At 72.5% G+C, this 21,878-nt stretch carries 17 protein-coding genes and 1 pseudogene; 15 read left to right on the top strand and 3 right to left on the bottom strand.

Annotated features, from left to right (window positions below; translation table 11 throughout):
• The first annotated feature begins 59 nt into the window (after nt 1–59).
• The 9 genes from FH608_RS45075 to FH608_RS45035 all read left to right on the top strand — a co-directional run bounded on the left by FH608_RS45075 (nt 60) and on the right by FH608_RS45035 (nt 8,390).
• Nucleotides 60–1,100 carry an LLM class F420-dependent oxidoreductase gene (locus FH608_RS45075; protein ID WP_139637322.1) on the top strand — a complete coding sequence of 347 codons (1,041 nt, stop codon included), beginning with the start codon at nt 60–62 and terminating at the stop codon, nt 1,098–1,100.
• A 197-nt stretch (nt 1,101–1,297) separates the two neighbouring features.
• On the top strand, nt 1,298–2,857 hold the full coding sequence (locus tag FH608_RS45070; RefSeq protein ID WP_139637321.1) for a serine/threonine protein kinase: 1,560 nt from the start codon (nt 1,298–1,300) through the stop codon (nt 2,855–2,857).
• A gap of 149 nt (nt 2,858–3,006) precedes the next feature.
• Nucleotides 3,007–4,044: a M24 family metallopeptidase gene (locus FH608_RS45065; RefSeq protein ID WP_139637320.1), complete on the top strand. Its 1,038-nt coding sequence runs from the start codon at nt 3,007–3,009 to the stop codon at nt 4,042–4,044.
• 26 nt (nt 4,045–4,070) lie between these two features.
• Complete coding sequence (gene efp / locus FH608_RS45060; protein WP_139637319.1) at nt 4,071–4,631, top strand: elongation factor P; 561 nt, start codon at nt 4,071–4,073, stop codon at nt 4,629–4,631.
• Nucleotide 4,632: 1 nt separating this feature from the next.
• Nucleotides 4,633–5,043 carry a transcription antitermination factor NusB gene (gene nusB / locus FH608_RS45055; RefSeq protein WP_139637318.1) on the top strand — a complete coding sequence of 137 codons (411 nt, stop codon included), beginning with the start codon at nt 4,633–4,635 and terminating at the stop codon, nt 5,041–5,043.
• A 150-nt stretch (nt 5,044–5,193) separates the two neighbouring features.
• Nucleotides 5,194–5,532, top strand: a complete 339-nt coding sequence (locus tag FH608_RS45050; RefSeq protein ID WP_139637317.1) for an MmcQ/YjbR family DNA-binding protein — start codon at nt 5,194–5,196, stop codon at nt 5,530–5,532.
• Between the two features lie 200 nt (nt 5,533–5,732).
• The gene (locus FH608_RS45045) at nt 5,733–6,488 is read left to right on the top strand and encodes a methyltransferase domain-containing protein (protein ID WP_139637316.1); all 756 of its coding nucleotides are present in this window, start codon (nt 5,733–5,735) and stop codon (nt 6,486–6,488) included.
• A gap of 27 nt (nt 6,489–6,515) precedes the next feature.
• A complete protein-coding gene (dinB, locus tag FH608_RS45040; protein ID WP_139637315.1) occupies nt 6,516–7,757 on the top strand; it encodes a DNA polymerase IV in 1,242 nt (413 codons plus the stop codon).
• A 228-nt stretch (nt 7,758–7,985) separates the two neighbouring features.
• A complete protein-coding gene (locus FH608_RS45035) occupies nt 7,986–8,390 on the top strand; it encodes a DUF3040 domain-containing protein (RefSeq protein ID WP_139637314.1) in 405 nt (134 codons plus the stop codon).
• Nucleotides 8,391–8,608: 218 nt separating this feature from the next.
• Here FH608_RS45035 and FH608_RS45030 read toward each other — a convergent pair whose 3' ends face one another.
• The 3 genes from FH608_RS45030 to FH608_RS45020 are packed head-to-tail and all read right to left on the bottom strand — an operon-like array spanning nt 8,609 to nt 13,349.
• Nucleotides 8,609–11,050, bottom strand: coding sequence for a transglutaminase family protein (locus FH608_RS45030; protein WP_139637313.1), 2,442 nt, complete (start codon nt 11,048–11,050; stop codon nt 8,609–8,611).
• Nucleotides 11,047–12,312: a DUF58 domain-containing protein gene (locus FH608_RS45025; RefSeq protein WP_139637312.1), complete on the bottom strand. Its 1,266-nt coding sequence runs from the start codon at nt 12,310–12,312 to the stop codon at nt 11,047–11,049. Before FH608_RS45025 ends, FH608_RS45030 begins: the two co-directional genes overlap by 4 nt.
• Nucleotides 12,309–13,349, bottom strand: a complete 1,041-nt coding sequence (locus FH608_RS45020; protein WP_394367744.1) for an AAA family ATPase — start codon at nt 13,347–13,349, stop codon at nt 12,309–12,311. The genes FH608_RS45025 and FH608_RS45020 overlap by 4 nt, the downstream gene beginning before the upstream one ends.
• A 429-nt stretch (nt 13,350–13,778) precedes the next feature.
• Here FH608_RS45020 and mraZ point away from each other — a divergent pair, with 429 nt between their 5' ends.
• The 6 genes and pseudogenes from mraZ to FH608_RS54775 all read left to right on the top strand — a co-directional run.
• Entirely contained in the window at nt 13,779–14,210 is a 432-nt protein-coding gene (gene mraZ / locus FH608_RS45015) for a division/cell wall cluster transcriptional repressor MraZ (RefSeq protein ID WP_139637310.1), read from the top strand.
• A 219-nt stretch (nt 14,211–14,429) separates the two neighbouring features.
• Complete coding sequence (gene rsmH / locus FH608_RS45010) at nt 14,430–15,395, top strand: 16S rRNA (cytosine(1402)-N(4))-methyltransferase RsmH (RefSeq protein ID WP_139637309.1); 966 nt, start codon at nt 14,430–14,432, stop codon at nt 15,393–15,395.
• Nucleotides 15,385–16,089 (top strand): hypothetical protein, encoded by a 705-nt coding sequence (locus tag FH608_RS45005; protein WP_139637308.1) that lies wholly within the window; start codon nt 15,385–15,387, stop codon nt 16,087–16,089. Before rsmH ends, FH608_RS45005 begins: the two co-directional genes overlap by 11 nt.
• 1,121 nt (nt 16,090–17,210) lie before the next feature.
• Entirely contained in the window at nt 17,211–18,941 is a 1,731-nt protein-coding gene (locus tag FH608_RS54780) for a peptidoglycan D,D-transpeptidase FtsI family protein (RefSeq protein ID WP_449867012.1), read from the top strand.
• Between the two features lie 40 nt (nt 18,942–18,981).
• The gene (locus FH608_RS44995; RefSeq protein ID WP_139637307.1) at nt 18,982–20,520 is read left to right on the top strand and encodes a UDP-N-acetylmuramoyl-L-alanyl-D-glutamate--2,6-diaminopimelate ligase; all 1,539 of its coding nucleotides are present in this window, start codon (nt 18,982–18,984) and stop codon (nt 20,518–20,520) included.
• A pseudogene (locus FH608_RS54775) lies at nt 20,520–21,746 on the top strand (UDP-N-acetylmuramoyl-tripeptide--D-alanyl-D-alanine ligase); the annotation flags it as partial. The gene FH608_RS44995 and the pseudogene FH608_RS54775, both read left to right, overlap by 1 nt.
• Nucleotides 21,747–21,878 lie beyond the last annotated feature (132 nt).

The following is a 21,878-nucleotide window of genomic DNA, read 5'->3' as shown; positions in this document are numbered from 1 at the left end:
GACGCGATAGCCTGGTCGCGTCGCAACGGAATATCATTCGGTTTCAGTGGGAGCCCGGCATGCGCATCGGAATGGCACTCAAATACTCGGGCGGCTTCAAGGAGATGGTGGCCGAGCTGGCCGACTACGAGAGGGCCGGGCTCGACATCGTGTTCGTGGCCGAGGCGTACTCGTTCGACGCCGTCAGCCAGATGGGCTACATCGCGGCCAAGACGGAGCGGCTGGAGATCGCCTCGGGCATCCTGCCGATCTACTCGCGCACCCCGACGCTCATGGCCATGACGGCCGCGGGCCTCGACTACGTCTCCGACGGACGCTTCACGCTGGGCATCGGCGCCTCGGGGCCGCAGGTGATCGAGGGCTTCCACGGGGTGCCGTACACCGCGCCGCTCGGGCGCACCCGCGAGGTCATCGAGATCTGCCGCAAGGTGTGGCGGCGCGAGCGCCTGGAGCACGACGGCCGCCACTACACGCTGCCGCTCCCGCCCGAGCAGGGCACGGGCCTCGGCAAGCCGCTCAAGCTCATCAACCATCCGGTACGCCCCCGCATCCCCATCGTGGTCGCCGCCATCGGCCCCAAGAACGTCGAGCTGACCGCCGAGCTGGCCGAGGGCTGGGAGCCGATCTTCTACGTGCCGGAGAAGGCCGCCGACGTGTGGGGCCCCTCGCTGGCCGCCGGCAAGGCGAAGCGCGACCCCGAGCTGGGCGAGCTGGACGTGATCGCGCAGGCGTCCCTGGCGATCGGCGACGACGTGGCCGGGCTGCTGGAGTTCGGCCGGCCGATGGCGGCCCTGTACATCGGCGGCATGGGCGCCAAGGGCCGCAACTTCTACAACGACCTGGCCAGGCGCTACGGCTACGAGAAGGAGGCCGAGCAGATCCAGGACCTCTACCTGGAGGGCAAGAAGGAGGAGGCGGCCGCGCTGGTCCCCGGCGAGCTGCTGGAGAACATGTCGCTGATCGGCAGCGAGGGGTTCGTGCGCGACCGGGTGCTGGCGCTCAAGGAGTCGGGGGTGACCACGCTCAACGTGACCCCGCTGGCCGCGACGCACGAGGAGCGGCTGCGGCTGATCGAGACGATCAAGGACATCGCGGGCTGAGTCCCCGCCGGGGCGCGCCGGGCCTGTCCGCGGGACGGCCCGGCGGGTGGGGATGGCCCGGCGGGTGATGACGGTCGCGCCGCGTGGGGACAGCGCGGCGGGCGGCCATGGTGCGGCGGGGGCGATGATGGGGCGGGAAAGGCCCGGTGGCCCTATGGTTGGTCGGAAATCCTGATTTTCGAGTATTTGGCGGGGATATGTCCGACGCGACGCCATCCTTGGTCGCTGACCGGTACCGGCTTGACGAGCGCATCGACAGTGGGCCGATGGGCGAGGTGTGGCGGGGGTACGACACGCGGGCCGACTGGGTCGTGGCCGTGAAGGTGCTCACCGCGAGGGCGGCGGGTGCCGCCACGCGGGAGGTGCTCACGCAGCACGCCCAGGCCGTGGCCAGGGTGATCCACCCCAACGTGGCGATGGTGCTGGACGTCGGCGACCACCAGGGCGCGCCGTTCCTGGTGATGGAGTTCCTCACCGGGCTCAGCCTCGGCGAGGAGGCGGCCGCGCGGGGGTCGCTGACGATCGTCGAGGTCTGCGACCTGGTCGGGCAGGCCGCCGCCGGGCTCGACGCGGCACACCGGGCCGGGGTGGTGCACGGCAGGGTCGGGCCGGACAGCTTCCGGCGGGCAGGGAGCGGGGTGCTCAAGGTCGTCGGGTTCGGGATGGACGACCGGCTGCCGGACTCGGAGCGGTACCTGGCGCCCGAGCGCGTCGCCGGGGAGCCGCCGGCCGCCCCCGGCGATCTGTACGCGCTCGGGTGCGTCTGCTACGAACTGCTGTGCGGCCGCGCCCCCTTCGAGCCGGGCGCGCGGGGCGAGCCGGCCCCGCCGAGCGCGTTCAGGGCGGAGGTGCCCGCCGAGCTGGACCGGCTGGTGCTGGCCATGCTCGCCGAGGAGCCCGCCAGGCGGCCCTCCAGCGGCGAGGCGATCCGGCGGGCCCTGGCGACCATCGCCAGGCCGCGCTCCAACCCCGCCGCCCCGCCCGTGACAGGCGTCTCCCTGCGCGACGGCGGCCTGCCGCCGACGGCGCCCGGCGCGGTGCGCGGAGCGGGCCTCGGCGCCAGCGCCGGTGCCGGTACGGGTCCAGGGGGCAGGCAGGGGGCCACCGAGATCTTCCAGGCCGCGGGCCACGACGGCACCCCCAGGGCCGGCGACACCGCCGTCTTCCAGGCGGGCGACCTGCCGCCCGAGCCGCCGTCCGGCAACCGCAAGCTGCTCATCCAGCTCGGCGCCGCCGTGCTCGTCATCGCGGTGGTGACCGTGTTCATGGTCTCGTGGGCGGGCACCCGCGAGGAGCCGGTGGCCCAGGTCACCCCGACGACCGCGCCCAGCACGTTCGCCCCGCCCACCGCCATCCCCACCGATCTGCTCACGCGGACGCCCACCCCCGACCCGTCCAGCCTGGTGCGCACCGTGGGACCCACGAAGGATCCGACCGTGCTGGTCGGGACGGCCCCGCCCAAGGCGACCCTGGGCGAGGCGATCCCGCCGGGCGGGTGGCGCAAGTGGCTGTCGGAGTTCGACAACGCCCTGATGGCGCAGCAGGCCGCGAACGGGATCGACCCCCGGGTGGCGGCCAAGGCCAGGGAGAAGATCAGGAAGGCGGCGCGGAAGTTCGACGAGGGCCACGTCGACTCCACGGTGAACCACATCGCCGGCGTCTACCACGACCTGACGCGGGCCGCGGAGAAGGGCGACATGGACCCGTCCGGCCCCCTTGGGCAGTTCATGCAGGACTGGCGGCTGCCCGCGCGGTGATCGCGGAGGGTCGGCGGCTGCCCGCAGGGTGATCGCGCGGGATCGGCGGCGGTCCGGCCGGCGATCACGCGGCCCCGGTGTCCGCCCGTCCGATGCACCGGCGGGCCGGGCGATGGTGACGCCAGGGTAGGAACACGTACATTGGCGCCATGACCGTCGACTACGTGGCACGCCGCGCGCGCCTCGCCGAGCTGCTGCCCGCCCGTGAGGTCCACGCCCTGCTCGTCACCTCCCCCGTGAACGTCCGCTACCTCACCGGGCTGGCCAGCTCCAACGCGGCCGTCCTGGTCAGGGCCGACGGCACGGCGCTGCTGGCGACCGACAACCGTTACATCGACGTGGCCCGCACGCTCGACGTCCCCTCCACCGAGACGTACGACGTGGCGGAGCGGCTGGCGGAGCCGGGTGTCGGCATCGAGGCGGCGTGGATGAGCGTGGCGACGTACCGGCGGCTGGGCGAGGGGCTCGTGCCGCTGGAGCCGGTGGTGGAGCTGCTGCGGGCGGTCAAGGACGACGGCGAGCTGGAGCTCCTGCGTACCGCCTGCGCCATCACCGACCAGGCGTTCGCCGACGTGTCGGGGAAGATCGCCCCCGGTGTCACCGAACGCGAGCTCGCCCGCCTCCTCGACCACCGCATGGCCGAGCTCGGGGCCGACAAGCCCGCGTTCGACACCATCGTCGCCGCCGGCGAGAACGGCGCCGTCCCGCACCACGCCCCCTCCGACCGGGAGCTGCGCGCCGGTGACCTGGTCACGATGGACTTCGGCGCGCGCTACCAGGGCTACCACGCCGACATGACGAGGACGGTCTGCCTGGGCCGACCCGCCGGGTGGCAGCGCGAGATCCACGAGCTGGTCGCCGAGGCGCAACGGGCCGGCCGGCACGCGCTCGCCCCCGGCGCGGGGGCCGCGGAGGTGGACGCAGCGGCGCGTTCCGTCATCGAGGACGCCGGCCACGGCGAGCACTTCAGGCACGGCCTGGGCCACGGTGTGGGCCTGGAGATCCACGAGGAGCCGTTCCTCGGCCCGTCGCGTACCGGTAGACTAGAGGATCGAGTTCCGATCACCGTCGAGCCCGGGGTCTACCTCCCTGGCCGGGGCGGGGTTCGCATCGAGGACACCCTCGTGACACGTGAGGGCGGGCCGGAACTTTTCACGAAGACGACCAAGGAGCTGCTCGTCCTTTAGAGCGGCCGCACGCGGGAGAAGAACGAGTGGCGACGACCAACGACCTCAAGAACGGCATCGTGCTGAAGCTCGAGGGCGGTGAGCTCTGGAGCGTTGTCGAGTTCCAGCACGTCAAGCCGGGCAAGGGCGGCGCGTTCGTGCGCACCAAGCTCAAGAACGTCCTCTCGGGCAAGGTCGTCGACAAGACCTTCAACGCCGGGGTGAAGGTCGAGGTGGCCAACGTCGACAAGCGCGAGATGCAGTACTCGTACAAGGACGGCGACGACTTCGTCTTCATGGACACCGAGACCTACGACATGGTCAACGTCCCCAGCGGCACCGTCGGCACCGCCGCCAACTACATGCTGGAGAACACCCTGGCCACGGTCGCGTTCAACGAGGGCTCGGCCCTCTACGTCGACCTGCCCGCCGCCGTCGAGCTGACCATCTCCAACACCGAGCCCGGCCTGCAGGGCGACCGCTCCACCGGCGGCACCAAGCCCGCCACGCTGGAGACCGGCGCCGAGATCAAGGTCCCGCTGTTCATCACCACGGGCGAGAAGGTCAAGGTCGACACCCGCAGCGGCGAATACCTCGGCCGGGCCTGAGGTGTCGGCACGCGGCAAAGCACGCAGGCGGGCACTGGACATCCTCTTCGAGGCCGAGCTGCGCGACGAGGACCCGCTGAAGATCCTCGCCGAGCGGGTGGAGCGGCAGGAGCCCCCGGTGAACGAGTACACCTCGGCCATCGTCGAGGGCGTCGCCAGGCACCACGCGCGCATCGACGAGCTCATCACCACCTACGCCGAGGGCTGGACCCTCGACCGGATGCCCGCCGTCGACCGCAACCTGCTGCGCGGCGGCACGTACGAGCTGCTGTGGATGCCCGACGTGCCCGAGGGCGTGGTGATCAGCGAGTGGGTGCACCTGGCGGGCGAGCTGTCCACCGACGAGTCGCCGCAGTTCGTCAACGGCCTGCTGGCCCGTTTCAAGCAGCTCAAGCCAAGCCTCACCCTTTAGACACCGTCAGGAACGCGCGTTCGGGGTACGTTTCGACCACAGGGGCTGTACGGTGAGGCCAGCCGCCGGCCGTGCGGCGTTCACATGTGGACGGACAAGTGGCGCGTCACCAGCCGCGACGCGCCCCTTGCCGCCGCGTATCGTGTGGGCATGGTGACCGAGGACGACGTGCGCGCACTCGCGCTGACGCTGCCCGAGACCCTCGAGAAGCCCATGTACGGCACGCCCGCCTTCTACGTCCGCGGCAGATGGTTCGCCCGGATCCGCGAGGAGGGCGACGTGCTGGTGCTGCCGGTGGGCTCCGAGGAGGAGAAGGCCGGGCTCATCGCGGCCGAGCCGGAGACGTTCTTCACGACGGCCCACTACGACGGACACGCCACGGTGCTGGTGCGCTTCGGGGCGGTGGGCGCCGAGGAGATGGGCGAGCTGCTGACGGACGCCTGGCGGCTGCGCGCGCCGAAGCGGCTGGCGGCCGCCTTCGACGCCTGACCCCCTGCCTCGTGCGGGCCGCCGGGGGAGCGGCGGGGCCGCCGTACGGCGTAGGCTGGGCCCCATCCAGTGAGAAGCAGGCCGCGGCGGGCAGTCCGCGGATCGGCAGTTCGCGGGGTGCACGTTCGTGACGGGCGCGAGGCCGTCACCGGCCCCCCGTCGCGAGGCCCCTTCCGAGGGGAGAGGGAGGCGAGCCGGCGTTGCGTGCTGAAGGCGCCACGAAGACCCCGGCGGCGGCCAGGACCGCCGTCGTCTGGGACGCGCTGCGATCCGCGCTGGCCGAGCGGGCGGCCGCGACCGGCCGCCGCGCGCTCGACATCGTGGACGCCGGGGGCGGCACCGGCGGGTTCGCCGTGCCGCTGGCCGCGCTCGGCCACACCGTCACCGTCGTCGACCCGAGCCCCGACTCGCTGGCCGCGCTCGAACGCCGGGCCAAGGAGAAGGGCGTCGGCGTGCGCTCCCTGCAGGGCGACGCCGCCGACCTCGGCGAGCTGCTCGACCGCGACAGCGCCGACCTGGTGCTGTGCCACAGCGTGCTCGAATACGTCGAAGACCCGATCAGCGCGCTGACCGCCGTCGCGGGCGTGCTGCGCAGGGGCGGCGCGGTGAGCGTGCTGGCCGCCAACCCCGTCGCCAGCGCCATCCACCGGGCGCTGGCCGGCCAGTTCGACGAGGCGCGGGCCGTGCTCGGCGACCCCCGGGGCACGTGGGGCGACCGCGACCCCACGCCGCGGCGCTTCGCCGCCGCGACGCTCGCCGAGCTGCTGACCGCCACCGGGTTCTCGGTCGGCGCCGTCCACGGCGTGCGGGTCTTCGCCGACCTGGTGCCGAGCAGGCTCCTCGACGGCGAGGCGGGCGCGACCGAGGCGCTCGTCGCGCTGGAGCAGGTCGCCGCCGCCCACCCCGTCCTGAGGGACATCGCCACACAGCTGCACGTGCTCGGCCATAGGCTGTAGAACGCGTGTTCGGATAGAATCGGCGGCGTGTCTCGCAAGCAGATCACCGGCATCGGCCCCGCTCCCCGCACCGGGGCCGATGACAGCGGCTGCCCGATCCTCCACGTCGACATGGACGCCTTCTTCGCCAGCGTCGAGCTGCTCGACCGTCCCGAGCTGCGCGGCCGCCCGGTGATCGTGGGCTCGCCGGCCGGGCGCGGCGTCGTGCTCAGCGCCACCTACGAGGCCAGGGCCCACGGCGTGCACTCCGCGATGCCGATGAGCAGGGCGCGCAGGCTCTGCCCGCAGGCCACGATCATCCCGCCCACCCACGGCAAATACTCCGAGGTCTCCAAGGGCGTCATGGAGATCTTCCACACGATCACCCCGCTGGTCGAGCCCATCGCGTCCGACGAGGCGTTCCTCGACGTCGGGGGCGCCAGGCGCCGTCTCGGCCCGCCCGCCGCCATCGCCGCCATGATCAGGGAGCAGGTCCTCGACCGCTACGGCATCACGTGCTCGGTCGGCGTGGCGGCCAACAAATTCGTCGCAAAACTGGCATCCAAGCAGTGCAAGCCCGACGGGCTGCTGGTGGTGCCCGCCGATCAGGTGGTCGACTTCCTCCACCCGCTGCCGGTGTCGGCGCTGTGGGGGGTCGGCGAGCGCACCGAGCAGTCCCTCGTACGCCTCGGCATCCGCACCGTCGGAGATCTGGCCAGGGTGCCGGTCGCCACCCTCCAGCGCGAGCTCGGCCCGGCCGTGGGCGGCCACCTGGCGGCGCTGGCCTGGGGGCGCGACGAGCGGGCGGTCAGCTCCCACGTGCCCGACAAGAGCATCGGCAACGAGGAGACGTTCGCGGCCGACGTGGACGACCCCGAGGTGATCAGGCGGGAGCTGCTGCGCCTTTCCGAGCGAGTGGCGGCCAGGATGCGTAAGGGCGGCCACGTGGGAAGGACTGTAAGTGTGAAGCTACGCCGAGCCGATTTCACGACGATCAACCGCTCCCGCACCCTGCGCGAGCCGACCGACGTGGCCCAGGTGATCTACGCCACGGCCTGCGAGCTGTTCGAGGCGGCCGGCCTCCAGCGCGTCCGGTTGCGCCTGGTGGGGGTCAGGATGGAGAACCTCCGGCCGGCCGGCGAGGCGACCCGGCAGCTCGGTCTCGGCGAGCGGGAGACCGGCTGGCGCGAGGCCGAGCAGGCGATGGATCGGGCGATTCGGAGATTCGGTCCCGATGCGGTGCTCCCGGCGTCGCTCGTACGTGGCAAGCTTGATGATGCAGAGACATGACGTCGATGTCCGGATTTGATGGGGCGTCAGTGTCGCCGTTATGGGGGAAGGGAGGCGAGATGGGCCACAATGGAGCCATGACGACACCTCCGGTTTGGTCTGCGTTGGACGTTTGCTTTCGCCTACGTCTACAGCCTCGTATTCTGGGGATAACCGACCGCGAGGTTCGGACACCCCGTGTCGTCCGTTGCCGTCTTCCCCGTCCTGGGGCTGTCCTTGGGAGGCGCCGTGCCGCTCTCTGAGCACGAGCAGCGCTTGCTCGACCAGATCGAGCAGGCCCTCTACGCCGAGGACCCGAAGTGGGCCAACACCGTAAGGATCAGTGATCCGCGCAGCCATTACAAGCGTCGCCTGGTCAAGGCCGTCATCGGCTTCGCCGTAGGCGTCGTCGTCATGATGGTCGGCGTGGTGATGAGTGGCGGTGCCCTGATCCCGCTCGGTGTCGGCGGTTTCGTGGTCATGCTCGCCGCGTGTCTGTGGGGTCTGTCCAGTTGGAAACGCATGAACGGGTTCGGTGACTCCCCTCCCGCCTCCGGCACGCCCACCCCGCAGGGCAAGCAGGCTCGCCGCCAGCGGGGCACGTTCATGGAGCGCATGGAAGAGCGCTGGCGCCGTCGTCACGACGATCGCTGACCGCTGATCCGGCACAGCCGCCCGGCACATGGCCGGGCGGTCGTCGTGTTCACGGACGGTCCGGCCGTTCCCCTCTCCTCCAGGGGAACGGCCGCCCACGCCGTCCTGCGGTCCTTGCGCTCCTCCGGGGTCATCGCCCGTGCCGGCCGGCGGGCGCGAGCCCTCTCCGGGCCCGGCGGGCCGGCCGCCCGTGACGGCCGGTCGCGCCGATCAGCCGGTCAGGGGCTCTTCTGGCCCGCCGCCCGCCGCAACCTGATGTTCTCCAGCAGGTCGAACCCGTCCAGCAGCCGCTCTCCCATGCCGCGCAGCCGCCGCAAGGTCGAGGGCGGCAGCAGCACCGCCCGCACCCGCCGCCCCCGCGACACCGTGGCCGCCAGGGCCTGGCGCACCTTGCGCAGGTCCTTGCGCAGGGGCCCGATCCGCCCGGGATCCCGGGCGAACAGCACCCGCTCCACGGCCGAGGCGATGGCCGTGAGGGCCGCCGCCGAGTCGGCGTCGAACTCGTACTGCTGGGTCAGCCGCCGGGCCAGCGCCCGCGGGGTCTCGCTGGTCTCGCGGGCCATGCCGTAGTCGTACAGCACGTCGTCCAGCTCCGCCCACGCGGCGGCCACGGACGGGGCCACCGCCGGGTGGCGGCCCGCCCCCTCCGACACCATCGCGGCCGTCAGCTCGTCGGCGGGCGCCGAGACCTTCCAGCCCAGGGTGCGCACGCGCCGGTTCCTGGTGATCAGCCGCAGCCCGGCCGGGATCAGCAGGATCAGCAGCAGCACCACTCCGCCGATGCCGATCTTGCCGATCAGCGGCATGGAGTCGTCCGGCGGCAGCCCGCCGGTGGAGACCACGCCCTCGCGGTCCAGCGCGCGCGGGTTGCGCCGGGCGCCCGGGTCGAGCGGCTCGTCCGCGGCCGAGCTGGTCGCCTGGGACGTCGGCGTGGAGGACTCGCCGGTCGTCTCCGGCCGGGGCTGCGCGTAGTCGGGCACCCGCGCGCTGCCCTGGCCCAGGGACCCGGCGGGGGTGGGCTCGAACGGCAGCCAGCCCACGCCCTCGAAGTACAGCTCGGGCCAGGAGTGGGAGTCGTTCGTGCCGACCTGCCAGCGGTCGCCGATCTTCGTGCCGCCGGTGTAGCCGATCGCCACCCGCGACGGGATGCCGATCACCCTGGCCAGCACCGCCATCGACGCGGCGAACTGCTCGCAGTAACCCGCCCGGTCGCGCAGCAGGAAGTCGCGCAGCGCCGAGTTGCTGTGCCCCTGCGTGCGCAGGTTGTAGGTGAAGCCGCCGTCCTTGGTGAAGAACTGCTGCAGCTGCACCGCCGCCTCGTAGTCGTTCTTGGCGTCCGCCGTGATCGAGGTCGCCAGCTCGGCGATCTCGGGCGGCAGGTTGTCCGGCAACCGCAGGTAGCGGGCGTCGGTGTTCGCCCGGTCGGAGCTCAGCGAGTCCAGCAGGTCCGCGGTCGGCGCCGGCTCGCTCGTGCTCACCTGGTATTCGAGACCGGCCGCCTCGTCACGGGTGGAGAAGACCATCAGCGTGTCCACGTCCGCCCGCCAGTCGCCGTCCACCCGGATCTGCCTGGGCGGGTACGGCAGCGGCAGGAACTGCAGCTTGGCGATCTCGTCGCTGATCTGGATGTCCGTGACCACGTTGTTGATCTTCGGCCGGGTGCCCAGGCCGGGCGGCTCGGGGAGCGGGCCGTTGTCCGTCCTGTTCTGCGGCGCGCCCTTCGGCTCGGTCATGCCGAACTGCTGGCCGTCGAACGTGTCGAGCGAGTAGATCCGCAGGTAGCGGGGTTTGTCGTCGTTGTTGGCGTAGGTGAGGACGATCCGGCGTTCGGGCAGCTCCAGCTGGCCCTTCAGGTTCGCGATCGGGTTGGGGATGCTGATCGAGTTGCCCCTGCCCTTGCCCGTGCCGCCCACGCCGAACGTGAAGAACGACACCGGCTCCATCGCCGGCAGCAGCGCTCCCACCAGCACGGCCAGCGCGATCGCGGCGAACCCGATGCGCTTGCCCGACAGCCGCAGCCCGCTGGTGTCGGCCCCGCCGGTCGGGAGGGGCTGCGCGGTGGCCGCCCGCGTGCGCCGTACCAGCACGGCCCGGCCCCAGTGCCCGATCCGCTCGCGGCCGTCGGCGATCAGCAGCGAGACGAACCCGAGCGCGGCCAGGATGAACGCCGGCCAGCTGATCGGGTCGGGCAGGATCGTCGCCGGCACCATGACCAGCGCCAGCAGCGGCAGCCCGGCCAGCGCCGCCCTGCGCAGCCGGGCGGCCACCAGGTCGACGACGATCGCGATCAGTGCCACGCCGCCGGCCGCCAGCATCGTGATGCCCTCGGTCGGTGGCACGGGAGCGGCGAAGCGCAGGATGTCGGCCCAGCCGGTGGCCAGCACCCTGGCCAGCTCGACCACCGACTCCTTGGTCGGCACCACCAGCGCCCACGCCTCGTCGGAGGCGAACACCGCGGTCAGGTAGACCCACGTCGCGACCAGCGCGACCGCCGGCGCCGCCCACGCGGGCAGCGACAGCCGGCTGCTCACCAGGCCGGCGACCACCACGGCGAGCACGGCGCCGAGCGACGTCCAGAACCAGGCGCCGCCCTGGAAGAGCGGGTAGAGCAGGATCGCGGCGGCGAACGCGGCCACCCCGGAGGCGATCGTCAGCCTCATGCGGCGCCTCCCGCCGGGTTGAGCGCGTACCGGCCGCGGTTGGCGGCCTCTCCCCAGACGGAGGCGATCGAGGTGCCCGCGGGCAGCCGTACGATGCGCCAGCCGTACCCGGCCAGGACTCCCTGGACGGCCTGGTGGTTCTCCGCGGCCGCCCGGTCGCCGCCGCCGTCCCACGTGCTCACGTCGAGCAGGACCGCCACCGCGGTGATGCCGCTGTGCCTCAGCCTGGCCAGCTCTCTCGCCTCCTCAGGATCGAGGTCGCCGAGCACGGCCACGATCAGCCCGTCGCCGCCGCCCTGGCGCAGCGCCGAGACGCCCATCTCCAGCGAGCGGACCGGGCTGTGCCGGATCACGGCGAGGGTGTCGAGCAGCGACCAGCTCAGCCCGGTGTCCGTCAGGTGCTCGGCGCCCTGGTCGGTCACCAGTCGCAGGCCGAGCCCCTCGCGGGCGAGGTGCACGCCGATCGAGGCGGCGGCCGAGACCCCGATCTCGAACGACGAGCGCGGTCCCTCGCCGCGGTGGGCGTACCTGCGGGTGTCCAGCAGGAGCGCGCCGCGGCTCTGCCACTGCTGCTCCTCGCGGCGCACCATCAGCTCGCCGTGGCGGGCCGTCGAGCGCCAGTGCACCCGCCGCAGGTCGTCGCCCTGCCGGTATTCGCGCGGCGCCACGTCGTCGTCGCCGGCCGCCGCCACACTCCTCGTACGGCTGTCGCCGCCGCCCGTCCACTCGCCCGACAGCCGGACGTGCGGCAAGGCCGCCACGTGCGGCGTCACCACGAGCGTGTCGCTGATCGTGAACGACCGGGTCAGCTCCACCAGGCCGAACGGGTCGGCGATGCGGACCGACAGCGGGCCGATGGTGTAGCGGCCGCGCAGGTCCGAGCGCACCCGGTAGTCGATCTCCCGCACGCCCCGCGACTCGACCCGGTCCAGCACGAACCTGGGCCGCACGCCCAGCGCGTACGGAACGGTGTCCTCGATGAGCAGCAGGCCGGTCGGCAGCCTGGTGACGTTCTCCAGCCGCAGGGTCACGGTGGCCTCGCCGCCCACCTCGGCCCGCGGCGGGTCCAGGCGCCTGGCACAGCTGAGCCGGTAGCGCGTGCGCGCCACCACCATCGCGGCCAGCAGCGGCAGCGCCGTCACCAGGACCCCGATCCTGAACAGGTCGTTCTCGCCCAGGAAGACCGCCATCAGCAGCGAGGCGATCCCGGAGGCGAGGAACGACCTGCCCCGGGAGGTCAGCGCCCGCAGTCCTGCTCTCACGACGCTCGCGTCTCCGGCACCGGCACGCGCCTGATCAGATCGGTCACCACCTGCTCGGGCAGGCGGCGCTGGCCCTGGGCCTCGACGCTGGGCAGCAGCCGGTGCGCGAGGACCGGGACGGCCAGGTCCTGCAGGTCGTCGGGGATGACGTAGTCGCGTCCCGCCAGCGCGGCATGCGCCCTGGCGGCGCGTACGAGCTGCAGCGTGGACCGGGGCGAGGCGCCCAGCCGCAGGTCGGGGGAGTGGCGGGTGGCGACGACCAGATCGATGGCGTACTTCTTGACCGCCTGCGAGACGTACACGCCGCGGACGGCCTCGACCAGGGCGCGCACCTCGGACGTCGTCGCGACCGGCTCCAGCTTGTCCAGCGGCGAGGCGCCGCCGTGCACGTCGAGCATCTCCAGCTCGGCGTGCGGCTCGGGGTAGCCCATCGCGATGCGCGCGGTGAAGCGGTCGCGCTGCGCCTCGGGCAGGGGGTAGGTGCCCTCCATCTCGATGGGGTTCTGGGTGGCGATCACCATGAACGGGGAGTCCAGCCGGTACGTCACGCCGTCCACGGTCACCTGGCGCTCCTCCATGCACTCCAGCAGCGCGGACTGCGTCTTGGGGGAGGCGCGGTTGATCTCGTCGCCCACCACGATGTTGGCGAACACCGGGCCGGGCTTGAACTCGAACTCCCTGGTCTGCTGGTTGTACGCGCTCACCCCGGTGATGTCGCTGGGCAGCAGGTCGGGGGTGAACTGCACGCGGCGCACGGGGCAGTCGATGGACCGGGCGAGCGCCTTGGCCAGCATGGTCTTGCCGACCCCTGGCACGTCCTCGATCAGGAGGTGCCCCTCGGCGAGCAGGACGGTGAGCGTGAGGCGGACGGCGTCGCTCTTGCCCTCGACCACCGATTCGATGGCACTGCGGATCCGATGAGCCGTGGTGACCAGTTCGTCGAGCTGGGGAGGGACATCATGGGTTACTGCCACCAGGCCTCCATGAGACAAGTGCGACGGCTGTCCCGTACGGTGCCATTGCGGGAGCCATGCCATTCCTTTTCCATTGTGTGTACGACCCTACGACGCTGTGGGTTCTCGGGCGACATTTGTGGATATTCCAGGGAACCGTGGTGATGTTCCTGTTCTTGTCCCATAGCAGTGCGAATCCCGTGACATGCCCGGCCAGGGACGGCTCCACTTTCCCCCACGCGCACCTTCATGCGCCCCTTCCATCGCCTTGGTGAAGGGGCGGCCGGCCTATTTCCGGTCTCTTTCAAACCCTCGACACGCCCGTGAGGGTTGACCCCCCGGTCACCCCCCTCCACTCCGCTCCACCGCTCTGACCTGCGGTAACGCATCGGAAACCGCTGATGAAGACGGTCTGAATCAGTTGACGGTGGGGAGAAGTGGAGTATGGTGGTGCGCAGTGGAGGGCCGGTGCGCCAGCGCTGAGCGCTTCACGAGGCACGGGAGGTGGGGCCGGTGTTCCTCGGCACCCATCAACCGCGTCTGGACGACAAGGGACGGCTGTTCCTGCCGGCTAAGTACCGTGAGGAGCTGGCGGAGGGTCTTGTGATCACCAAAGGCCAGGAGCGATGCCTCTACGTCTTTCCCGTGGAGGAGTTCCAGCGCATTACCGAGGCTCTCAGCACCGCCCCGGTCACCGCCAAGGCGGTGCGTGACTACAGCCGCGTCTTCTTCGCCAGCGCGTCCGACGAGAAACCGGACAAGCAGGGCCGCATCACGATCCCGCAGAGCCTGCGTCAGTACGCCGGCCTGGAGCGTGAGTGTGTGGTCATCGGGGCCAACACCCGGCTGGAGATCTGGGACGCGACGGCCTGGGACACCTATCTCAGTGAGCAGGAGCAGACGTTCGCCGATCTCTCGGAGGAGGTGCTGCCAGGGATCTTGTAGTGACCACGTTCGATCCGTCGGTGCTGTCGTTCGGCGAGGTCTCCACCCGCAACCACTGCCTGTCAGCTGATGCACCTTCCCCGGTGTCAGATGACAGGCATCCACGAAGAGGGTGCGGATGGGGACCTGGCCGGGCGGCACCGGGTGGGGACCCAGAGATGACCGGCGATCGATCGACACGCGTCATCCGCGAGCAAGGACGCGAGAGGGGGGTTGGGGATGCATGACGACGTCGGCACGGGCGGTCACGTTCCGGTGATGCTCGAACGCGTACTGGAGCTGCTCGCTCCCGCGCTGTCCGGCCCCGCGCCGGTCGTCGTCGACGCCAACCTCGGCCTCGGCGGCCACTCGGAGGCCCTGCTCGCGGCCCATCCGGCGCTGCACCTGATCGGGATCGACCGCGACCCTTTCGCGATCGAGCACTCGACGCGCAGGCTGAGCCCGTACTCTGACAGGACCACCCTGGTCCACGCCTCCTCCGGCGACCTCGCCGAGGTGCTCGCCCGAGCGGGCCGCACCACGATCGACGGAGCGCTGTTCGACCTGGGGGTCTCCTCGCCGCAGCTCGACGAGGCGGAGCGCGGGTTCGCCTACTCCTACGACGCGCCCCTCGACATGCGGATGGACACCGAGCAGGAGCTGACGGCGGAGCAGGTGGTCAACACCTACTCCGCGGGGGAGCTGACCCGCATCCTGCGCGACTACGGCGAAGAACGATTCGCCCCGCGTGTCGCGGGCCTGATCATCAAGGAACGGGCCAAAGAGGCAATAACCTCGACTAAGCGGCTTGCGGACATCGTGCGTGAAGCGATTCCCGCCGCGACCCGGCGCACTGGGGGCAACCCAGCCAAGAGGACTTTCCAGGCGCTGCGCATCGAGGTGAACGCGGAGCTGTCCGCCCTGGAGGCGGCGCTGCCCGCGGCACTCGACGCACTGGCGCTGGGTGGGCGAGTCGTCGTGCTCTCCTACCACTCACTCGAGGACCGGCTCACCAAGCAGGCCCTCACGGCGCGAACCAGGGACACCAGCCCCCCCGGGCTGCCCGTCCCGCTGCCGGCACACCAGCCGAGGTTCCGCCTGCTGACGAGGGGAGCCGAGCTCCCAAGCGAAGAAGAGCTCGCCCGCAATCCGCGGGCGGCCTCGGCCCGGCTACGGGCGGCAGAGAGGATCCGTGTTGACGACTGAGCAGGAGACCGGGCGGGGCGCGCCCGTCCGCCGTGCCGTGCCGACGCCGAAGCCCAAGACGGGCACGCGCCGGCTCGGTGCGCCACACCAGTCCAAACCGCGGCCCCGTCCTGACGTCGAAAGCAAACTGTCGGCGGCCGAGCGAGCCCGGCTCGGGCTCGACGAGCCACGCCAGAGCTCCGGGCGGACGCGTACGGACGGCGCCACCCGCGCGCGGACCGACGCCCCGGCGCGAACCGACCGCCCGGCGCGCCCCGGCGGTCCCGCCCGTCCCGACGGCCCGGAGCGCCCGCGCCCCGGATCGCGGCCCGCCGAGCGGACGCGTCCCGCACCCGGCGCGCGGCCCGACCAGGCGGAGACCTCGTCCAGGCGCCCCGTGCCGCGACGGCGCCCGGCCCGGCGGCAGCGCGCGCCGTTCGTGCTGCTGGTCGTCGGGCTGCTCTGCGGCGGCCTGGTCAGCCTGCTGCTGCTCAACACCATGCTCGCCAAGGACGCCATCACCGACGCCAACCTGCGCGACGAGATCGCGGTGGCGCGGCAGGAGAAGGAGCAGATCGAGCAGCGCTACCAGCTCAAGACGCAGCCCGAGGAGATCGCCAAGATGGCCGAGGAGCAGGGGCAGCGCCGCGACTGGGGCAACGTCAACGGCTGGACCGCTGACGGTCCGGCGAACCGGGTGGACAGCGAGCGGTGAGCAGTTCAGGCGGCAGGGGGCAGGGTCCCGGCCGCGGCGCTGGCGGCGCCGGCTCTCAGGGAGGGCCCGGCGCCGCTCGTCGTACGCCGGGCGGTCCGGGGCGGGCGGGGCGCCAGGGCTCGGCCCGTTCGGAGGGGGCGGGCCGCCCGGCGTCGCCGGAGAACCCGCCCCGCCAGCCGCGCAAGCGCCCACCGGACCCGCTGGACCTGCCGTTCGACACCGACGACCCGCCACGAGGGCGCTCTCCGCGCGATTCCGACGATGAACCGCGGGGCCGCGCACCCCGCGCTTCCGACGATGAGCCGCTGGGGGGTCGTGGGCCGCGCGATTCCGGTGACGACGCGCCGCGCAGGCGGACGCGCCGTGACTCCGGCGATGACGCGCCCCGGGGGCGCTCTCCGCGCGATCCCGGCGACGACCCGCCACGGCGGCGGGCGCGCCGTGACGCCGGTGACGGTGCGCCAGGACGCTCGCGCCGGGACGAGCCCGGCGGCCTTGACGACGCCGACCCCGATGACCCCCGCCGCGGTGGCCCGTCGGGCGGGTCACGCCGCACCGGGGCCGGCCGGTCCGGCGGCACGCGCCAGGGCGGCACCGGCCGCACACCGCGCGGCCCCGAGCGGGCCTCTCGCCAGGGCGGCGCGGAACGGGGCGCGCGTGAGGGCGCCACCGGCCGGGCGTCGCGCCAGGGCGGCCCCGAGCGCGGGAGCGGAAGCGCGCGCCGGGACGCCGCCGGCGGCACCCGCAGGCGCACGCACGACGAGGACGACCGCCCCAGGGGGCACGCCCCCCGGGGACGCGATGACGGCGACCGGCTCCGAGGGCGCGTCCAGGGCCACGACGACCGCGCGCGCGGCAGGCACGACGACGCCCGCGCGCGCCGCGACGCGTACGACGACGAGGTCTCCCGCCGCGGCAGGGCGGACGACGAGGCGCGGGGCCGGGGCAGGGACGAAGGGTCGCTGCGGCGTACCCAGGCGGGCGGGCCGAGGCCGCAGCCCCGGCAGGACAGCGCGCGGGGACACGACCGGGCGGCGTCGGCGCGGCGCGGTGCGGACGTGCCGCCGCCGAGAGGGCCCCGGCGCCCGCCGCCCCCGCCCAGACCGCCCAGGCCGCCGATGGTGCTGCGGCTGGGCAACCCGCGCCGCCGCATCAACATCGGGCTGATCGGCATGACGTTCATCCTGTCGATCTTCGCGGGCCGGCTGGTCCAGATGCAGGGGCTCGACTCCAAGGTGTACGAGGCCGCCGCCGTGGACCAGCGCCTGCACACCGAGGAGATCCCGGCCAAGCGCGGCTCGATCACCGACGTCAACGGCCACGCGCTGGCCGTCACCGTCGAGGCGCGCGAGCTGTCGATCGACCCGTCCAAGGTGCCCGCCGAGTCGCGCGCGAAGTGGGCCGCGATCCTGGCGCAGCAGCTCGGCAAGAGCCAGGAGGACATCACCGCGAAGCTGGCCAGGACCAACACCCGCTACCAGCGCCTGGCCACGGACGTCGACCCGGTGGTGGCCAGCCGCCTGCTGCAGGCCCGCGTGCCCGCGCTGACGGCGGAGAAGACGTACCGCAGGCTCTATCCGGCGGGCGACCTGGCGGGCAGCCTGATCGGGTTCGTCGGCGACGAGGGCGACGGCCTCGGCGGCATGGAGCAGACCCAGAACTCCGTGCTGGCCGGCCGCGACGGCGAGCAGCGCGTCGAGACGGGTCGCGACGGCCTGCGCATCCCCATGACCAGCACCCAGCGCACGCCCCCCGTCAACGGGCGGGACGTGCGGCTGACCGTCGACCGCGACATCCAGTGGGCCGCCCAGGAGTCGATCGCCGAGCAGGTCAAGAAGTCCGGCGCCGACAGCGGCGCCGTGATCGTCATGGACGTCAGGACGGGCCAGATCGTCGCCATGGCCAACGCCCCGGAGCTCGACCTGAACAACTGGCGCAAGGCCCCCGCCGCCTCCTACATCAACAAGGCCGCGTCCGACGTGTTCGAGCCGGGCAGCACCAACAAGGTGATCACGGCGGCCGCCGCGATCGAGGCCGGCGCGGTGTCGCCCGACACGGTGTTCCAGGTGCCCGACCAGATCAAGTGCGCCGACCGGGTGCTGAACGACGCCCACACGCACAAGGTCGAGTCGATGACGTTCCGCCAGGCCGTGGCCGAGTCCAGCAACGTGGCCACGATCATGGCCGCGCGCAAGGTCGGCAGCGAGGGCCTGTACAACATGCTGAAGGCGTTCGGGTTCGGCTCCAGGCCGGGCGGCGGCGTGCCGGGCGCGGAGGCCGGGCTGCTGCCCCACTACCAGGACTGGTCGGGCAGCCAGCAGTGCACAGTCGCGTACGGGCAGGGCGTGTCGGTGACCGCGCTGCAGATGACCAGCGTCTACCAGACCATCGCCAACGGCGGCGTCAAGGTGGAGCCGCAGATCGTCGCCGGCACGACGGATGAGAATGGCAGGTTCGTTCCCGCTCCTGCAGGTAAGCAGACCAGGGTGGTGAGCGAGGAGACTGCCAAGGAGATCACGACGATGCTGGAGAGCGCGGTCGGCGAAGAGGGCACGGGAGAGCTGGCGGCCATCCCCGGCTACCGGGTGGCGGGCAAGACGGGTACGGCGAACCGCTACGATGCGAAACTGGGCCGTTACGACGGCTACACCGCGTCGTTCGTCGGGTTCGCGCCCGCCGACCAGCCCCGGCTGGTGGTGCTCGCGATGCTGCAGAACCCGAAGAACGGCCACTTCGGCGGGCAGCTCGCGGCCCCGGTGTTCAAGGATGTGATGACGTTCGCCATCAAGAGCAGGAAGATACCTCCCACAGGCTCCGACGCGCCGCCCGTGCGGACGCGCGCGGGACAGTGAGCAGGGAAGGTACGCTCTCGCCGTGCGTCCCCCGTCGTCTATGCGTCCCACGACCAGCCCGCCCCGTCCGCTGACCGGGCTCGCGACCATGCTCGACGCCGACTCCGGCACGTCGAGGTCGCCCCACGCCGCCCTGACCGGCGTCACCATCGACTCCCGCAACGTCCGGCGCGGAGATCTCTACGTGGCGCTGCCCGGCCACCAGGCCCACGGCGCCGCGTTCGCCGCGGACGCGATGGCCAAGGGCGCCGTGGCGGTGCTCACCGACCGGGCCGGCCGCGGCGCGGCCGTCGCGACCGGGCTGCCCGTGCTGATCGTGCCCGACCCGCGCGCCCTGCTCGGGCAGATCTCCTCCTGGGTGTACGGCCAGCCGGCCCACGACATCCAGATCCTCGGCGTGACCGGCACCAGCGGCAAGTCCACCACCACGTTCATGATCGAGGCGGGCCTGCGGGCCGCCGGCCACACGGCCGGCCTGGTGGGCGGCGTCGAGATCCACGCGGGCGGCGTGCGCTTCCAGCCGACGCTCACCACGCCGGAGGCCTCGGAGCTGCACGGCCTGTTCGCCCTGATGCGCGAGGAGGGCGTCAGCGCCGCCGTCATGGAGGTCTCCAGCCATGCCCTCGCGCTGGGCAGGGTCGACGGCATCTTCTACGACGTCGCCCTGTTCACCAACCTCTCCCAGGACCACCTCGACTTCCACAAGGACTTCGACGACTACTTCGCGACCAAGACGCGGCTGTTCCAGCCGGAGCTGAGCCGGGCCGGCGTGACCAACATCGACGACCGCTACGGCCGGGAGCTGCTCGACCTGGCCAAGGTGCCGATGACCACGTTCTCGGCGACCGGTGACCCGGAGGCCGAGTGGCGGGCGCTTGACACCAGGCTCGGCGCCGACGGCAGCGCGTTCAGGGTGGTCGGCCCCGGCGGGGTCGAGGCGGAGGCGCGGGTCTCGCTGCCGGGCCCGTTCAACGTCGCCAACGCGCTCGGCGCCATCGTCACGCTCGTCGAGGCCGGAGTGCCGCTGCAGAGCGCCGTGCACGGCGTCGGCACGCTCACCGGGGTCCCCGGGCGCATGCAGCGCGTCACGGCCGCCGGCGACGACTTCCAGGCCATCGTGGACTACTCCCACAAGCCGGGCGCCGTGGAGTCGGTGCTGCGCTCGCTGCGGTCCGTCACGACCGGCAGGCTCACCATCGTGCTCGGCTGCGGCGGCGACCGCGACAAAGGCAAACGCCCTATCATGGGCGAACTCGCCGCCGGGCTGGCGGATGTGGCGGTCTTCACGAGCGACAATCCGCGCTCGGAGGATCCGCTCGCCATCCTCGCGACGATGATGGAGGGAGCGCTCCGCGTTCCGCAGCACGACCGCGCTCATGTGATCATTGAGCCCGACCGCGCGGCCGCCATCGGCCTGGCGATCGCCCGGGCCGGGCGCGGCGACGTGATCGTCGTGGCCGGCAAGGGTCACGAGCAGGGCCAGTACGTCTCAGGCGAGGTGATCCCCTTCGACGACCGCGAGGTGGTCGCCGAGTCGATCGCCGCTCGCAAGGAAAGCACGGAAAGCAGGAAGCACTGATGATCCCGTTGCCTCTGGCCAGGATCGCCGAGATAACCTCGGGCGCCCTGTCGGGCATGGCCGATCCCCGCGCGGTGGTCCGCGGGCCCGTCGTGATCGACTCGCGGGCCGTAGAACCGGGATCGCTGTTCGTCGCCTTCAGGGGAGCGCGGGTCGACGGCCACGACTACGCCGCGCAGGCGATCCGGGCCGGAGCCGTGGCCGTGCTGGCCACCAGGCCGGTCGACGCGCCCGCCGTGATCGTGCCGGACGCCGCCGCCGCGCTGGCCGAGCTGGCCGCGGCGCAGGTGGCCGCGCTGCCCAAGGTCACCGTGATCGGCGTGACCGGCTCGGCGGGAAAGACCACGACCAAGGACCTCCTGGCCGGGATCACCAGCCGGATCGGGCCCACGATCGCGCCCGTCGGAAGCTTCAACAACGAGCTCGGCCACCCGCTGACCGTGCTGCGGGCCGACCCCGAGACCCGCTACATGGTGCTGGAGCTGGCCGCGCGCAACCTCGGCCACATCAAGGACCTGACCCGCATCGCGCCGCCGCAGATCGGCGTGGTGCTCAACGTCGGCACGGCGCACCTCGGCGTGTTCGGCGGCAAGGAGGCCATCGCCAAGGCCAAGGGCGAGCTGGTGGAGTCGCTGCCGCGCACCGGCGTGGCCGTGCTGAACGCCGACGACCCGCTGGTGCGGGCCATGGCCTCCCGCACCGACGCCCGCGTCACCTACTTCGGGCGCGCCGAGTCCGCCTCCATCCGGGCCGACGACGTCGTGGTCGACGCGCGGGGGCGGGCCTCGTTCACGCTGTGCACGCCGTCCGGGTCCGCGTCCGTGTCACTCCAGCTGTACGGGGAGCACGCGGTCGAGAACGCTCTGGCCGCCGCGGCCGCAGGCTACGAGCTGGGCCTGCCGGTGGCCACCATCGCCGACGAGCTGTCGCGCGCCATGCCGCGCAGCCGGTGGCGCATGGAGGTCACGGACCGGGCCGACGGGGTGACGGTCGTCAACGACGCGTACAACGCCAATCCCGACTCGATGCGCGCGGCTTTCGAGGCGTTCGCGGTGCTGGGGCGGGGGCGCCGGCGCTTCGCCGTCATCGCGGCGCTGCGTGAGCTGGGGGAGGACGGGCCGGCGCTCAACGCCGAGCTGGGGCGGCTGGCCGGCGGTTCCGGGCTGGCCGGGCTGATCGTGGCGGGTCCCGAGGCGGGGCCGGTGCTGGAAGGCGCCCACGCGGCCGCGTCCGAAGCCCAGGCCCTCGGCGTACCGGCCCAGCCATACACCGCGCCGGGCCAGCCCCACGCCGCGCCGCCACCCGGCCCGCCACCGCTGGCCGCACCGCCACCCGGTCCCCTGCCCCTAGCCGCGCCA

The sequence above is a fragment of the Nonomuraea phyllanthi genome (assembly GCF_006334985.2).
Lineage (GTDB): Bacteria > Actinomycetota > Actinomycetes > Streptosporangiales > Streptosporangiaceae > Nonomuraea > Nonomuraea phyllanthi.
Note: the sequence above shows the minus strand (reverse complement) of the source record. Positions and strands in the feature narration are given on the sequence as shown.

What these genes read in the sequence shown, in the direction of transcription:
- FH608_RS45075 (WP_139637322.1), top strand. Translation starts at nt 60, where the DNA reads ATGCGCATCGGAATGGCACTCAAATACTCGGGCGGCTTCAAGGAGATG.
- FH608_RS45070 (WP_139637321.1), top strand. Translation starts at nt 1,298, where the DNA reads ATGTCCGACGCGACGCCATCCTTGGTCGCTGACCGGTACCGGCTTGAC.
- FH608_RS45065 (WP_139637320.1), top strand. Translation starts at nt 3,007, where the DNA reads ATGACCGTCGACTACGTGGCACGCCGCGCGCGCCTCGCCGAGCTGCTG.
- FH608_RS45050 (WP_139637317.1), top strand. Translation starts at nt 5,194, where the DNA reads ATGGTGACCGAGGACGACGTGCGCGCACTCGCGCTGACGCTGCCCGAG.
- FH608_RS45030 (WP_139637313.1), bottom strand. Translation starts at nt 11,050, where the DNA reads ATGAGGCTGACGATCGCCTCCGGGGTGGCCGCGTTCGCCGCCGCGATC.
- FH608_RS45020 (WP_394367744.1), bottom strand. Translation starts at nt 13,349, where the DNA reads ATGGCATGGCTCCCGCAATGGCACCGTACGGGACAGCCGTCGCACTTG.
- rsmH (WP_139637309.1), top strand. Translation starts at nt 14,430, where the DNA reads ATGCATGACGACGTCGGCACGGGCGGTCACGTTCCGGTGATGCTCGAA.
- FH608_RS44995 (WP_139637307.1), top strand. Translation starts at nt 18,982, where the DNA reads ATGCGTCCCACGACCAGCCCGCCCCGTCCGCTGACCGGGCTCGCGACC.